Source organism: Lentzea pudingi (assembly GCF_014646255.1).
Classification (GTDB): domain Bacteria; phylum Actinomycetota; class Actinomycetes; order Mycobacteriales; family Pseudonocardiaceae; genus Lentzea; species Lentzea pudingi.
Genome location: NZ_BMNC01000003.1, coordinates 155,415 through 169,080 on the forward strand (window position 1 = coordinate 155,415; position 13,666 = coordinate 169,080).

The 13,666-nt window shown below is 71.1% G+C and carries 12 protein-coding genes; 3 read left to right on the forward strand and 9 right to left on the reverse strand.

Going from position 1 to position 13,666, the window contains the following annotated elements; translation table 11 throughout:
- Positions 1 to 4 precede the first annotated feature (4 nt).
- Complete coding sequence (locus tag IEY88_RS11615) at positions 5 to 874, reverse strand: XRE family transcriptional regulator (protein ID WP_189154701.1); 870 nt, start codon at positions 872 to 874, stop codon at positions 5 to 7.
- A 199-nt stretch (positions 875 to 1,073) separates the two neighbouring features.
- Here IEY88_RS11615 and IEY88_RS11620 point away from each other — a divergent pair, with 199 nt between their 5' ends.
- Both IEY88_RS11620 and IEY88_RS11625 read left to right on the forward strand, forming a co-directional pair.
- Positions 1,074 to 3,353, forward strand: a complete 2,280-nt coding sequence (locus tag IEY88_RS11620) for a M28 family peptidase (protein WP_229693287.1) — start codon at positions 1,074 to 1,076, stop codon at positions 3,351 to 3,353.
- A gap of 117 nt (positions 3,354 to 3,470) precedes the next feature.
- Positions 3,471 to 3,917: a GNAT family N-acetyltransferase gene (locus IEY88_RS11625; protein WP_229693288.1), complete on the forward strand. Its 447-nt coding sequence runs from the start codon at positions 3,471 to 3,473 to the stop codon at positions 3,915 to 3,917.
- Here the strand turns inward: IEY88_RS11625 and IEY88_RS11630 are convergent.
- A complete protein-coding gene (locus IEY88_RS11630; RefSeq protein WP_189154703.1) occupies positions 3,863 to 5,134 on the reverse strand; it encodes a cation:proton antiporter domain-containing protein in 1,272 nt (423 codons plus the stop codon). The two genes, IEY88_RS11625 and IEY88_RS11630, sit on opposite strands and share 55 nt — an antisense overlap.
- A 149-nt stretch (positions 5,135 to 5,283) precedes the next feature.
- Between IEY88_RS11630 and IEY88_RS11635 the strand changes: the two genes are divergently transcribed.
- A complete protein-coding gene (locus IEY88_RS11635) occupies positions 5,284 to 6,186 on the forward strand; it encodes a S1 family peptidase (protein ID WP_189154704.1) in 903 nt (300 codons plus the stop codon).
- 125 nt (positions 6,187 to 6,311) lie between these two features.
- On the opposite strand, the gene IEY88_RS11640 is transcribed toward IEY88_RS11635, so the two are convergent.
- The 7 genes from IEY88_RS11640 to IEY88_RS11670 form a co-directional block, all read right to left on the reverse strand.
- The gene (locus IEY88_RS11640; RefSeq protein WP_189154705.1) at positions 6,312 to 6,983 is read right to left on the reverse strand and encodes a DJ-1/PfpI family protein; all 672 of its coding nucleotides are present in this window, start codon (positions 6,981 to 6,983) and stop codon (positions 6,312 to 6,314) included.
- A 126-nt stretch (positions 6,984 to 7,109) separates the two neighbouring features.
- Complete coding sequence (locus IEY88_RS11645) at positions 7,110 to 8,549, reverse strand: FAD-binding oxidoreductase (protein WP_189154706.1); 1,440 nt, start codon at positions 8,547 to 8,549, stop codon at positions 7,110 to 7,112.
- A 41-nt stretch (positions 8,550 to 8,590) separates the two neighbouring features.
- Entirely contained in the window at positions 8,591 to 9,487 is an 897-nt protein-coding gene (locus IEY88_RS11650; RefSeq protein WP_189154707.1) for a quinone oxidoreductase family protein, read from the reverse strand.
- On the reverse strand, positions 9,472 to 10,338 hold the full coding sequence (locus tag IEY88_RS11655; protein ID WP_189154708.1) for a dioxygenase family protein: 867 nt from the start codon (positions 10,336 to 10,338) through the stop codon (positions 9,472 to 9,474). The genes IEY88_RS11650 and IEY88_RS11655 overlap by 16 nt, the downstream gene beginning before the upstream one ends.
- 3 nt (positions 10,339 to 10,341) lie before the next feature.
- Positions 10,342 to 11,118 carry a citryl-CoA lyase gene (locus IEY88_RS11660; protein ID WP_189154709.1) on the reverse strand — a complete coding sequence of 259 codons (777 nt, stop codon included), beginning with the start codon at positions 11,116 to 11,118 and terminating at the stop codon, positions 10,342 to 10,344.
- Entirely contained in the window at positions 11,115 to 12,248 is a 1,134-nt protein-coding gene (locus IEY88_RS11665; RefSeq protein ID WP_189154710.1) for a CaiB/BaiF CoA transferase family protein, read from the reverse strand. Before IEY88_RS11665 ends, IEY88_RS11660 begins: the two co-directional genes overlap by 4 nt.
- Positions 12,248 to 13,666: an amidohydrolase family protein gene (locus IEY88_RS11670; protein ID WP_189154711.1), complete on the reverse strand. Its 1,419-nt coding sequence runs from the start codon at positions 13,664 to 13,666 to the stop codon at positions 12,248 to 12,250. The genes IEY88_RS11665 and IEY88_RS11670 overlap by 1 nt, the downstream gene beginning before the upstream one ends.

Sequence of the window (13,666 nt, forward strand, 5' to 3'; positions counted from 1 at the left end):
CCGCTCACCAGGTCCACTCGAAACCGTAGGAACCCGGCCCGAACCTCAGCGCGACCCCCAGCACCGAGCCACCCTCGTCCACCTGGACGCCGAACGACTGCCGCGTCCCGTCCGCGTCCTGGACGACCCGGCGCACCGTCCGGGGCAGCGCGTCGAACACGACCTCCAGGACGTACTCGTGCACCGGCCGCCGGAACTTGCGGGAGTAGTTGGTGGCCAGCGGGCACGGCGCCTGGTTGACCAGCTCGTGCTCGGTGATCACGGTCTGCCCGCGGCGCAACGGCGTCCGGAACAGCAACTCCGCCACCAGCAACCCGTCCGCGGGCCGTGTCACCACCCGCCCGAGCCGGCAGTTGTGCAGCGGCGTGATCACCGGCAGCGCCCGGTCGTGCTCGTCGATGTGCAGGATCACGACCCAGCGGTCCGGCCCGTCCTCCTCGGCCCGCAACACCTGCCGCGACAGGAAGGACCGCTCGCCGCGATCGGATCCGACCGTCACGCGGTCGTGCTGGCTGATCCGGGTCAGCCGCGAGTCCCAGCGCGTGTCGACCCCGCCGACAACGTCGTCTATCACCGACGGCACCGGCCAGAACGCGCTGATGCTGCTCTGCAGGCGACCGCCGCGCAACGCGGGCGCGAGCAACGCGGACAGCGCACCGGCTTCGAGGTCCAGCACCTCTTCGAGATGCGCGACGGCCGTGAGCGACGCACGGCGTTCCGGCCGGCTGCGGCCCGTCTGCCAGTAGCTCAGCGTCGCGAGGCTGACCGACACCCCGCGGCGGGCGAGGTGCTCGCGGATCCGTTCCAGCGACAGGCCCCGTGCGGCCACGGCCGACCGGAGGCTCTCCGCGAAGCCGGGCAGCGGGAGCGACATCGATGTCTCCTTCCGGCCGGGGTCGCTCCGACGCTATCCCCCCGATGGCGCAACGAGAGCCGGGACTTAAAAGTGAAACCGGGCATCGGCGGATCACCGCACGTCAACCGTGACGACAACCATCCGAAAGGCCGGATGTCGGCGGGGGTTCCGGCAGCTACCGTCGCGTGACCCTGCAGCCCTGCGAAGGAGCCCGGAAGTGCGAAGAAGAAGATCCTTGCTCGCCACGGCGTTGGTGGCTGTCACGACGGCCGCGCTCGCTCTCCCTGCGAGCAGCGCGCCCGCCCTGGCAGCCGGGTGCTCCGGCACCAACGACACCGACGTGGCGATCGGCGACAACCAGACCGTCGAGTCGCCGCTCGTCATCTCCGACTGCCCGACGGCTCCGTCCGCCACCGCCACGGTGCCGGTGAAGATCGTCCACACCTACATCGGCGACCTCCAGGTGTCGCTCGTCGCCCCGGACGGTTCCGCCTACGTCCTGCACAACCGCTCCGGCGGCTCCGCGGACAACATCGACCAGACCTACACCGTCGACCTGTCCGGTGAGACGTCGAACGGCACGTGGAAGCTGCGGGTCAACGACAACGCGAACAACGACACCGGCCGGATCGACACCTGGTCGCTGAACCTCGGCGGCTCCACCCCGGCCAACGACTTCTCCGTCGCCGTGTCGCCCGCGTCCGGTTCGGTGGCGGCGGGTTCCTCCGCCTCGACGACCGTCCAGACCCAGACCACGGCGGGCCAGGCGCAGACGGTGCAGCTGACCGCCACCGGCCTGCCTTCCGGCGCGACGGCGTCGTTCAGCCCGTCCTCGGTCACCTCCGGGTCGAACTCCACGCTGTCGATCAGCACGACGGCGTCGATCTCCTCGGGCACCTACCCGATCACCGTCCGGGCCGCGGGCACGACGACCAAGACCGCGACCTACACGCTGACGGTCACCGGCGGCACCGGCCCGCAGATCCCGGACATCGACATCAACGCCGTCAAGGCGCACCTGACCGCGTTCGGCACGATCGCCTCGCAGAACGGCGGCAACCGGCGTTCGACCTCGGCCGGCTACCGCGCGTCGGTGACGTACGTGAAGGACAAGCTCACCGCGGCCGGCTACTCGGTCACCGAGCAGCCCTGCACCTCCGGCTGCACCACCGGCGCCGGTCCGAACGTCATCGCGGAGTGGCCCGGCGGCAACGCGAACAACGTCTACATGTTCGGCGCCCACCTCGACGGCGTGTCCGCGGGCCCCGGCATCAACGACAACGGCTCCGGCTCGTCCGCGCTGCTGGAGACCGCGCTCGTGCTCGCCCAGCGCAACCCGTCGATGCTGAACAAGGTCCGCTTCGCCTGGTGGACCGACGAGGAGCAGGGCCTCAACGGCTCGCGCTTCTACGTCTCGCAGCTCCCGTCCGCCGAGCGCACGAAGATCAAGACCTACCACAACTTCGACATGGTGGGCTCGACCAACGGCGGCTACTTCATCAACAACATCACCTCGGCGCAGTCCACGCACATGAAGGCGTACTGGGACTCCCTGGGCCTGCAGCCGGAGGAGAACACCGAGGGCCGCAACCGTTCCGACGACGCGTCCTTCACCAACGCGGGCATCCCGGCGTCCGGTTACGCGATGGGCGCGAGCGCCCGCAAGACCGCGGCGCAGGCGACGAAGTGGGGCGGTACCTCGGGTGCCGCGTTCGACCCCTGCTACCACGCCTCGTGCGACACCACCGCGAACATCAGCGACACGCACCTCAACCGCGCGGTCGACGGCATCGCCTACACCGTGTGGAAGTCGGCCGTCGGCACCGGCACGCCGGGCGCGGACTTCTCCGTCTCGGTGTCGCCCGCGTCCGGTTCGGTGGCGGCGGGCTCGTCCGTCTCGGCCACCGTCGGCACCGCGACGGTGAGCGGCGACCCGCAGACCGTCACGCTGTCCGCGTCCGGACTGCCTTCCGGCGCAACGGCTTCGTTCAGCCCGGCGTCCGTCCAAACGGGATCGAGCTCGACGCTCACCATCAGCACCACGGCGTCCGTCGCGCCGGGCACCTACCCGGTGACGATCACCGCGACCGGTTCGAGCACCCGCACGGCCGGCTACTCGCTGACGGTCACGGGCGGCGGTGGCGGCAGCTGCTCCGGCACGAACCCCAATGATGTCGCCATCCCGGACGCGGGCGCCGCGGTCGACAGCGACGTCGTGATCTCCGGCTGCTCCTCCACGCCGTCCGCCGCCTCGGTGGTGACGGTGCGGATCGTGCACCCGTACGTCGGTGACCTGACGGTGGCGCTGATCGCGCCGGACGGCTCGTCGTACACGCTGCACAACCGCTCGGGTGGTTCCGCGGACAACATCGACCGCACCTACACGGCCAACGTGTCGGGCGAGGGCGCCAACGGCACGTGGAAGCTCCGCGTCCGTGACCTCGCGGCGTCCGATGTCGGCACCATCGACACGTGGGGCATCAACCTGGCCCCGTAGCAGCGCTCGGTTCGCGAGGGCCCTGGTTCCGCCAGGGCCCTCGCGCGTGAGTGGACTCTTGGTTTACGGCGTGAATGGGCCTTCTGTGATGCCACTTGCCGGACGAGCATCAGCCCCGTGACCACTCACGACACCGCCGCCCGCACCATCGCCGAACTCGACGCCGGAGACATCGTCCAGGCGTTCGAGGTGATGCACGAACTCCGCCCGCACCTCACCGACGCCGACGAGTTCGCCGAGCGCGTGCGCGAGCAGCGGCGCGAGGGCTACCGCCTCGTGGTGGCCTTCGATGAGACGAGACGTCTCGTCTCGTTGGCCGGGTTCCGGCACCTCAACAGCCTCTACGCGGGCTCGCACCTGTACATCGACGACCTGAGCACCCTGCCGTCCGCGCGCGGCCAGGGCCACGCCGGCGCCCTCCTGCGGTGGGTCGACGAGGAGGCCCGCCGCCTGGGCTGCGCGGGCGTGCACCTCGACTCCGGCACGCCCCGGCACGACGCCCACCGGCTCTACCTGGCGTCGGGCTTCGTGATCCCCGCGTTCCACTTCGCCAAGAGCCTTTGAAACGGTGTCGCGCCCACGCCGTGCAGGGCGACGCTGCCCAGGACGCACACGACCGTGATCGTCAGGATCGTGTCGGCGGCGTCCCCCACCGGCAGCCGGTTGAACGCGAGCAGGCCGAACACGATCGTCGTCGTGCCGCGCGGGCCCAGCGCGCCGACCAGCAGGCGTTCGCGGCGGCGCAGCCGTGAGCCGGTGAGGGCGAGGAACACGGGCCCGAGCCGGACCACGGTGAGCACGGCCGCGCAGAAGAGCAAGACCTGCCACGAGACACCCAGGTAGAACGTCAGCACGGCGGCGATGCCCACCACGAACCACATGGTCATCGTCAGCAGCCCGGTGACGTCCTCCAGCAGGTGCAGGTCGCTGTTCAACGCGTCCGTGCGCGCCTCGGCCCGTCCGGTGCGGACCCGGCGGGCCTTGAGCAGCCGGTGCACGTACCGGAAGGCGATGCCGCAGACGAACGACGCGACGAAGCCGTTGCCGTCGATCGCGACCGTCGCGGTGTAGGTGAGCAGCGGCGCCAGCAGCACCGCGACGCGCGCGGACTGGTCGCTCACCCAGCCCGCCTGGTGCGCGAGGTCCATCAGCCAGCCGAGCAGGGCACCGATCACGACACCGGCCACCAGGGCCTTCACCGCGAACGGCAGCACCGTGGCCAGCGCCTCGAGCGGCGTGCGTTCCTGGGATTCGTCCCCGGCCAGGATCAGCGCGAACAGGAACAGCGGCGTCACGAGGCCGTCGTTGTAGCCGCTTTCGACGTTCAACGTGCCGCGCACCCGCACCGACAGCGCGCGGTCACGCACGACGCGTTCCGCCGGCGCGAAGTCGATCGGCACGGTCACGCACGCGATCAGCACCAGGACCGCCCACGGCAGGGTGGGGAACAGCAGCCACCCCAGCACGGCGGCCACCGCGATGCTCACCGGCATGGCGATGAGCAGCACCCTCGCCACGAGCCCGGGGTAGGCGCCCCACAACCGGCCCGCGCGGACCTCCGTCGCGTCGACGAACAGCAGCACCGCGAGGATGATCTCGGCCGCGTGCTGCACCGACTCGGTGTTGAGACCCTCCGCGATGCCGGCCGGCTCGGACAACCCGACCGCGACCCCGGCGAGCACCATCACCAGCGGCGCGCCGAGCAGCCAGCGGTCCAGCCGGTTCGCGGCGAGCGACCTCACGACCATGGCGAACGCGGCGGCGAGCAACAGCGAGTTCATCCGCTCATATTGGCCTCCGTGTCCTAAGAGGACATCCGCAGGCGACCCGACGATCGTCTGGACTCCGGCGATTCACCTAAACCGGAACGCGGCGCTGTACGTACACCCAGACATGAGCGGATCTCAGTCCGGTAACGAGAGGGCGCCACATGGGCAAACACCACGATGACAACCGCCGGGCCAAGGTGATCGCGGGCGCCATCGGGCTGGTCGCCGTGGCGATCACCGCCTCGACGTTCACGGCGAGCCAGGCGGCACCGGAGCAGCGCGCCGACCCCGCCCGGGCCACCGAGACGTTGCGCGAGAAGGCGTCCGTGCCGGGCACGGCGTGGGCCGTGAACCCGGCGACGAACGAGGTCCTCGTCACCGCCGACAGCACGGTGACCGGCGCCAAGTGGGACAACCTGGTGTCCACGGTGAACTCCATGGGCTCCGGTGTGAAGCTGCAACGCACCGCCGGCACGTTCCGGCTCTTCGCCGAGGGTGGTGACGCGATCTTCGCCGGCAACAACCGCTGCTCGCTCGGCTTCAACGTCGTGACGAACGACAACCGGCCCGCCATCCTCACCGCCGGCCACTGCACGGCGGCAGGCAGGCAGTTCTCCCTGACACCGGGCGGCAGGGCCGCCGCCACGGTCGCGCGCTCGACCTTCCCCGGCGCGGGCGACTTCGCCCTGCTCACCTACAACAACCGCGACACCGCCGCGCCCAGCGAGGTCGACACCGGCAACGGCCGCAAGGTGCGGATCCAGCGCGCGGCCGAGGCGCGGGTCGGCACGCAGGTCCAGCGCATGGGCAGCACGACCGGCCTGCGCGCCGGCCGGGTCACCGGCCTCAACGCCACCGTGAACTACCCGGAGGGCCGCGTCACCGGCCTCATCCAGACGACCGTCTGCGCCGAGGGCGGCGACAGCGGCGGGCCGATGTTCACGGCCAACGGCAACGCGATCGGTCTCACCTCGGGCGGAAGTGGCGACTGCCGCCAGGGTGGCGTCACGTTCTTCCAGCCCGTCACCAGGGCGCTCGCCGCGGTCGGCGCGCGCATCCCCTGACCCAGGCGGCGTCCCGCCTGCTCACGGGACGCGGCCTGATCCGGCGCCGCACGCGACGCGGTCCAGCAAGGTCCACCGCGCTGGAGGGTGTCGCGTGCGGTGTCGTTGTGCGCCAACGATGTCGCTCAGCGGCGCCAGACCGTGCCGCGGCGCTCGTACTCGAGGACGGTCTCGGTGCGCTGGGCCACCTCCGCGCCGACGAACCGTTCGACCAGCCACAGCGCCACCTCCAGGCCCGAGGTGATGCCGCCGCCGGTGACCAGGTCGCCGTCGTCGACGACGCGGGCGTTGACCACCGTGGCGCCCTGGGCGGCGAGGTCGGCCTTGGCGCCGGAGTGCGTGGTCGCGTTGCGGCCCCTGGTGATCCCCGCCGCGGACAGGATCATCGTGCCGGTGCAGATGCCGACCGGCAGTGCCTTCGACTCGGTCAGCCTGCGCAGGAACGCCCTGTCGCCGATCAGCTGGTGCACACCCGGTCCGGTCCGGTTGGCGTAACCACCTCCCGGCACCACCAGGACGTCCGCGTCGGCCGGCGACCAGGCGTTCGGCACCTTGACCTGCGTGCCGTACGTGCACGTCACGGTGCGCGGGCGGTCCGTCGAGACGAGCGTGCTGCGAAGGGCTCCGCTGATCTTGCCGGCCAGGCCGAGCACCTCGACGGGGGCGATGAAGTCCTGCTCCTCGACCCCGTCGAACATCAGCACCTGCACCCGCAACGGGCTCGCGGCGGTCGCGGTGGCGGTCGTGGTGAGTCCCAGTGAGAGCGCGGACGCGCGCAAGAAGGTTCGGCGTTCCATGGCTCACAGGTCGGTGGGGGAGCGCCTCCGGTTCCCTCGAAGGGATGAAGCCGGGAACTTCCCCGCGTCCCCGGCCGACCAGTGGACGGGTCACGCCGGACCGGTCATGCGTTCACCTGTCCGGCGTCACCGGGACACGGCCTGGGCGAAGGCGAACACGTGGTCCGGGTCGTACCTGGCGGCGACTTCCTTCAGCCGGGCGAGGTTGCCGCCGTAGTACGCCTGCGCCCACTGCGGCATCTGCGGGTCGATGTAGTTGACGTACCCGCCGTCGCCGACCAGCGCGCCGAGCCCGTCGCGGATCGCCGCCAGCCGGCCGCGCGCCTCCTGCGCGGCCTCTGGCGGTGTCTTGAGGTAGATCTGCACGTTCGCGAGTGCCGTGCGGTGCGGGAACGCGGTCGCGTCCGGAGCGACCGCGGCCACCGCGCCGCGCAGGCCGTCGAAGATCAGGTAGGTCTCGTCCGACTGGCCCGCCAGCAGTGCCACGGCCTTCGCGGGATCGGCGATCGGCTCACGCACGATGCGCGACGACGCCACGGCGGACTCGCGGGTGATCGGGCCGCCCGCGAAGTACTGGACGGCCTCGGCGTAGGTCTGCGGCTGGACGAACCGCTGCGCCGGGGCCGGCAACCGGTTGACCAGCGCGGCGAGCTCACCGACCGATCCGACGAAGCACCCGCCGATCTTGCAGCTCGGCTGGGGCCCGCCGCGCACCACCACGTTGGACCAGAGTTCGTCCGGCGCCTCGGCGATCCACCCCTGCCACGCGCCGAGCGCGTCCGCCGCGTCCGGGTACGACAGCGAGAACACCGTGACGTCCGGCGCGGGCACGGTGGAGAACACGAACTCGGTGACGATCCCGAAGTTGCCGCCGCCGCCGCCGCGCAACGCCCAGAACAGGTCCGGCTCCTGCTGCGCGGACGCGGTGACCAACTGGCCGGACGCCGTCACCACCGTAGCCGACACCAGGTGGTCGCACGTCAGCCCGTACTTGCGCGACAGCACGCCGATGCCGCCGCCCAGCGTCAGGCCCGCGACGCCGACGGACGGGCACGTGCCGGTCGGCAGGCAGCGGCCGGAGGCCAGCAGAGCCTTCGACACGTCCCCCAGAGCGGCACCGGACCCGATGCGCACCTGGTCACCCGGCAGGATCTCGACGCCGGCCAGCCCGCGCACGTCGACCTGCAGCCCACCGGCGGGCGACGAGTACCCGGCATAGCTGTGCCCGCCGCTGCGGGCCGCGATGGCCGCGCGCCCACGAACGGCCTGAACGCACGCCTGCACGTCCGCGGCCGAGGTCACCTTGGCGACGGCGGCGGGTTTCTGGCCGTCCCACACGGGGTTGAAGCCCTGGTAGGCGAACCCGTCGTCGCTCGCCAGCACGAGCCGGCCGGACAGCTCGGAGCGCAGAGCGGTCCAGTCGGGCGGTCCACTCGGAACGGACGAACTGGACGGTGGCGGAACCGGGGGAGTGGGAGAACCGGGGGAGGAGCAGGCCGCGAGCGCCGCACCGGCACCGGCAAGCCCCGCGACCTTCAGAAACCTGCGTCGATCCACCCGGCCCATGGTGGCACGCCGTGATCAGCTCCGCACTCCGTGCCACCACCTCAGGCGGACCGCGTGGCCAGCACGACCCGGCCGTGAGCGTTGCGGTGCCAGGCGTGCGCGACGTCGGCGAGCGGCACCACCTCGTGGTCGACGGTGAGCGCACCCGCTGCCGCGAACCGGGCGACCGCGGAGATGGCGTCGGCCCGTTGGTGCGAGGTCAGCTCGTTGTTCGTGTAACCGGTCAGCCGCAACGACCTGCTGCGCAACGTGGACGAGGTGATCGGGCTCGTCTCGCCCGCCGACCCGCCGAGGTTCACCCACCGGCCACCCGGACGCAACGCCTGGGCGGCCGCGGCGGCGGGAGGCCCGAACAACGGGTCGATCAGCAGGTCGGCGCCCTGGGCGGCCTGGGCGACGTCCTCCAGCGCCACCACGACGTCCGCCCCCGCCCGTGCCGCGCGTTCGCGTCCCTCCGCCGAACGCACGGCGGCCACCACCCGTCCGGCACCGGCGAGGCGCGCGAGCTGGATCGCGGACTGACCGACCGCGCCGCAGCCGAGCACGACCACGGACTCGCCCGGTGTGAGCGAGCTCAACGCCCTGTGCGCGGCCACGGCCGACAAGCCGAGCGCGGCCATCACGACCGGGTCGACGTCCGGCAGGAAAACGAGGTCCTCCGGCCGCGCCAACGCCTTCTCGGCCATGCTCCCGTCGCCGGGAGCCATCCCCGCGCTGGTCGGGAACCACACGGCACGTCCGTCAACGGTGCCGATCCCTTGCACACCAGGAACATAAGGCGTCGCGGGCACGCCGAAGTACGACGTGCCGCTGGCGCACAAGCGGTCCAACGGTGTGATGGGTGCGGCGAGGACGTCCACGACGACCTCGCCGGAAGGCTCGTCCCGGTCAACGAGCGACGGAGGCTGACCGGGACGAACGACTACTGCGGCGCGCACGGCTGCAAGACGAAGTCGTACACGGCCAGAACCCAAGGCACGGCGGAGCTGCCACCGTCCGGCGTCGGGCCGGGCGCGTGCTGCTCGAAGCTGACGACCAGCTCCTGCTTGGTGCCGAAGACGACGTCGCTGTCGAGGTACTCGGCGCCCTCCTCGAACAGGTGCGTGATCAGCGGCTCGAACCCCTCCGCGGTGAGCAGGAAGTGCACGTGCGCCGGCCGGAAGTGGCTGATCCCGGTCTGCCCGATCAACGCGCCGACCGGGCCGTCCATCGGGATCGAGTAGCCCTTGGGCGTGATCGTGCGGACGCAGTAGGTGCCGTCCGGTTCGGCGTGGTACTTCGCTCGCAACCGCGCCTCGTCCACGTCGAGCTGCGCCTCGTACGCGCCCTCGGCGTCGGCCTGCCAGACGTCCAGCACGGCCCCGGCCACCGGCGTCCCGTCCAGCGACCGCACGGTCCCGGTGAAGTAGAGCGGGGTTCCGTCGACGTCGTCGGACATGTCACCGCCGAACCCGAGCTCGGGGGAGCCGTCGATGTGGAACGGCCCGAGCACGGTCGCCGGAGTCGCACCCTCCTCGAACCGGTGGTTCATCTGCACGACCAGCATGCTCAGCCCGAGCACGTCCGAGGCGAGGATGAACTCCTCGCGCTTCTCGTCGCTGATCTGCCCGGTCGCGGTGAGCCACTGGACGGCCGCCATCCACTCGGCCTCCGTGAGCCGCACCTCGCGCGCGAAGTCGTGCAGGTGCCGGACCAGCGCGGTCATCAGCAGCGCGGTCCGCGGGTCCTTCGCGGTGGCCCAGCGCTGCTCCGCGAGCGCGGTGATGTTGTCCTCGGTGACGAGCTGCATTGCTCACTCCTCGACAGGTGCGACGGACCTGGTGTTCTCGTCGACGGAAAGGAAGATCTCGTTGGCGACGGGGTTGCGCAGCTCCTCGGCGAGCTGCCCGATCAGGCCGGCGGTGCGAGCGAGCAACGCGAAGCCCCGCAACAGCTCCAGCGGCAGGCCGAGGTCGGCGAGCACCGCGCCGCACGTCCCCGCGCCGTTGAGCGGCAACGTCTTGCCGAGCACCTGCGGGTGCACCCGTCCGATCGCGGCGAACAACGAGAGGTGCGGGCCGACCAGGCCTTCCTCCTCGGCGATCTCGTAGAGCCGGGCGGTGCGGGGATCACCGTTCTTGTGCACGTGGTGGCCGAGTCCGGGGATCCGCGCTTTACCTTGCGCTTGCACGGTTTCCAGCGCGAGCGCGTCCCAGTCCTGCGACGGGTTGTCGCGCACGACCGCGTTCAGGAACCGGCCGGCGTCCTCGGTGACCCCGAGGAACCGCGAACCGCCGCCCAGCAGCCCGGCGGCGAGCGCGCCCTGCACGGAGTCGGGCGCGGACAGGAACGTCAGGCGGCTGACGATCGCGGTCGGCGTGAACCCGTGGTCGGCCAGCGCGGCCAGCACCGCCTCGAACAACCGCGTCTCACCGGGACTCGGCCGCCGCTGGGTGGCGAGCCAGAACGCCAGCTCGCCGAACCCGACGGTGCCCATCACGTCACGCGCGAGGTCCTTGCCCAGCAACGTGATCGTGTCGGGCGTGGACGCGCCCAGTGCGGTTTCGTAGACCGGTCGTTCGACCGTCACGCCTGCTCCTCCTTAAGCCAGCTCCGCAGTTCCTCGCCGTGTTCGTCGAGCAGCGGCGGCGGCAGCCGGTAGACCGCCGGTGTCTCCGAGAAGCGGATCGGGTGCCGCGTCGTCGGCACGTCCCCGACCACCACGACCGGGTCGAGCCCGAACCGTTCGGCCATCGCGAACCCGCCGTCGATCGTGTTGATCGGCCCGCACGGCACCCCGGCCGCCACGAGCAGGTCGAACCACTCGACGGCGCCACGGGTCCGCAGCCGTTCGACCAGCACCGGCCGCAGCTCCTCGCGGTGGCGGGTGCGGTCGGCGTTGCGGGCGAACCTGGGGTCGTCCGGCACCTCGGACAGCCCCAGCACCTCGCACAACCGCCGGAACTGGCCGTCGTTGGCGGCCGCGACGATCAGGTCGTTGTCGGCGGTCGGCAGCGGCTCGTACGGGAACACGCTGGGGTGCGCGTTGCCCATCCGGAACGGCACGACACCGCCCGCGACGTACGCCGAGCTGTGGTTCACCAGCCCCGTCAACGCGGACGACAGCAGGTTCACCTCGACGAGCTGGCCCTGGCCCGTCGCGTCCCGGTGGCGCAACGCGGCGAGGATGCCGATCACGGCGTGGTTGCCCGCCATCACGTCGAACACCGAGATGCCCGCGCGGTACGGCGGCCCGTCCGGGTCACCGGTCAGGCTCATCAGCCCGGAGATCGCCTGCACCATCAGGTCGTAGCCGGGGACGTGCTTGCCTTCACCAGAGCCGAAACCCGTGATCGACGCGTAGACGACGCGCGGGTTGTCCGCACTGACGGACGCGTGGTCGAGACCGAACTTGGCGAGGCCGCCCGGCTTGAAGTTCTCGATCACCACGTCCGCGCGGCGGGCGAGCTCCCGTCCCAGTGCGGCGTCGTCCGGGTCGCGGAAGTCCAGGGCGATCGACCGCTTGCCCCGGTTGATCCCGAGGTAGTAGGTCGAGACGTCCTCGCGCACGGGCGGTGTCCACGTGCGGGTCTCGTCCCCGGCCGGACCTTCGACCTTGACGACTGAGGCGCCCATGTCGGCCAGCAGCATGGTCGCGTACGGGCCCGCCAGCACGCGCGAGAAGTCGGCGACGAGCAGGCCTTCGAGTGGACCACCCATCAGACTGACGTCCGGGTGTCGCCGCGGTACTCGGTGTAGATGTAGGGGTTGTCCAGCACCTTGGACTCCGGGATGTCCGGGTTCATGCCCTTGTGCCACGCTTCCTCGCCCAGCTGGGCGCGCAGGTGGTCGACGGTGTTCAGGACCTGGGAGCGGATCGAGCCGAGGTCGACGCCGACGAGCTTGTGGTCGCGCTTCACGATGCGGCCGTTCACGAGCACGGTGTCCACATCGGACCGTTGTGCCTGGAACGCCACGTGCCCGTAGGGGTTGAGGATCGGGAACATCGCGGGGGAGTTCTCGTTGCGCAGCAACACGATGTCGGCCTTCTTGCCCACTTCGAGGCTGCCGAGGTCCGCGGCGCGTCCCAACGCCCGCGCGCCACCCATCGTCGCCCACTCCACGACCTGCTCGGCCCGCAACGACGAGTGCGTGACGGTGTCGTTGTTGCCGTGCGCGGACATGTGTTCACGAGCCCTGTCCGCACCCAATGTCGAGCGCATCGCGGAGAACAGGTCGCCGCTCCACCAGACCGACGTGTCCATCGACAGCGACACCGGGATGCCGTGCTCGCGGATCGCCCAGGTGGGCGGGTAGCCCTGGCCCGCGCTCTGCTCGCTCTCGGTCGACACGGAGATCGACCCGCCGGTCGCCGCGATGCGGTGGTAGGAGTCGGCGGACAGGGTCGCCGCGTGCACGTAGATCGACTGCGGCGTCATGAACCCGTTGTCGTACATGAGCCTGATGCCGTCGTCGTTCGTCGCGCCCCACACGCCCGCGTGCGTCGTGACGGGGACGCCGAGCTCACGGGCGACCTCGAAGGCGGGCTTCTCGGGGAACGACGGGTCGCCGGTCACGTCGAACGCGAGCTGGAAGCCCAGCATGTCGTCGCCGGTCATGCGGCGGGAGACGAAGTCGCGGAACTCGGGCTTGGCCGTCCACGAGGCCGGGCTGTCCTGGATGTTGCCGTACGCCAGCACGAACCGGCCCGGCACCGCCCGCAGCGCGTCGACGGCGGCGTCCGCGTGGTCGGTGGTCTGCAGGCCGTGCGACCAGTCGACGGTCGTGGTGACACCCGCGTCGAGCGCCTCGGCAGCACCGAGCAGGTTGCCCGCGTGGATGTCTTCCGGCCGGAAGACCTTGCCCCACTCGAGGTAGTACCAGACGAAGTACTGCGTGAGCGTCCAGTCGGCGCCGTAGCCGCGCATCGCGGTCTGCCACATGTGCCGGTGCGTGTCGATCATGCCCGGCATGACGATGCCGTTCGCGGCGTCGATCTCCACGGTCCCTTCCGGCACCTCCAGCCGTGGCCCGATCGCGGCGATCCGGTCGCCGGTGACGAGGACGTCGTGGTCGACCAGGGGCTGACGGCCGTCCATGGTCAGGACGGTGCCGTTCCTGAGGACTGTGGAACTCAT

Bases quoted from the DNA above. Each gene is read 5' to 3' on its own strand.
- IEY88_RS11615 (WP_189154701.1), bottom strand. From the start codon at position 874: ATGTCGCTCCCGCTGCCCGGCTTCGCGGAGAGCCTCCGGTCGGCCGTG.
- IEY88_RS11630 (WP_189154703.1), bottom strand. From the start codon at position 5,134: ATGAACTCGCTGTTGCTCGCCGCCGCGTTCGCCATGGTCGTGAGGTCG.
- IEY88_RS11635 (WP_189154704.1), top strand. From the start codon at position 5,284: ATGGGCAAACACCACGATGACAACCGCCGGGCCAAGGTGATCGCGGGC.
- IEY88_RS11640 (WP_189154705.1), bottom strand. From the start codon at position 6,983: ATGGAACGCCGAACCTTCTTGCGCGCGTCCGCGCTCTCACTGGGACTC.
- IEY88_RS11645 (WP_189154706.1), bottom strand. From the start codon at position 8,549: ATGGGCCGGGTGGATCGACGCAGGTTTCTGAAGGTCGCGGGGCTTGCC.
- IEY88_RS11655 (WP_189154708.1), bottom strand. From the start codon at position 10,338: ATGCAGCTCGTCACCGAGGACAACATCACCGCGCTCGCGGAGCAGCGC.
- IEY88_RS11665 (WP_189154710.1), bottom strand. From the start codon at position 12,248: ATGGGTGGTCCACTCGAAGGCCTGCTCGTCGCCGACTTCTCGCGCGTG.
- IEY88_RS11670 (WP_189154711.1), bottom strand. From the start codon at position 13,666: ATGAGTTCCACAGTCCTCAGGAACGGCACCGTCCTGACCATGGACGGC.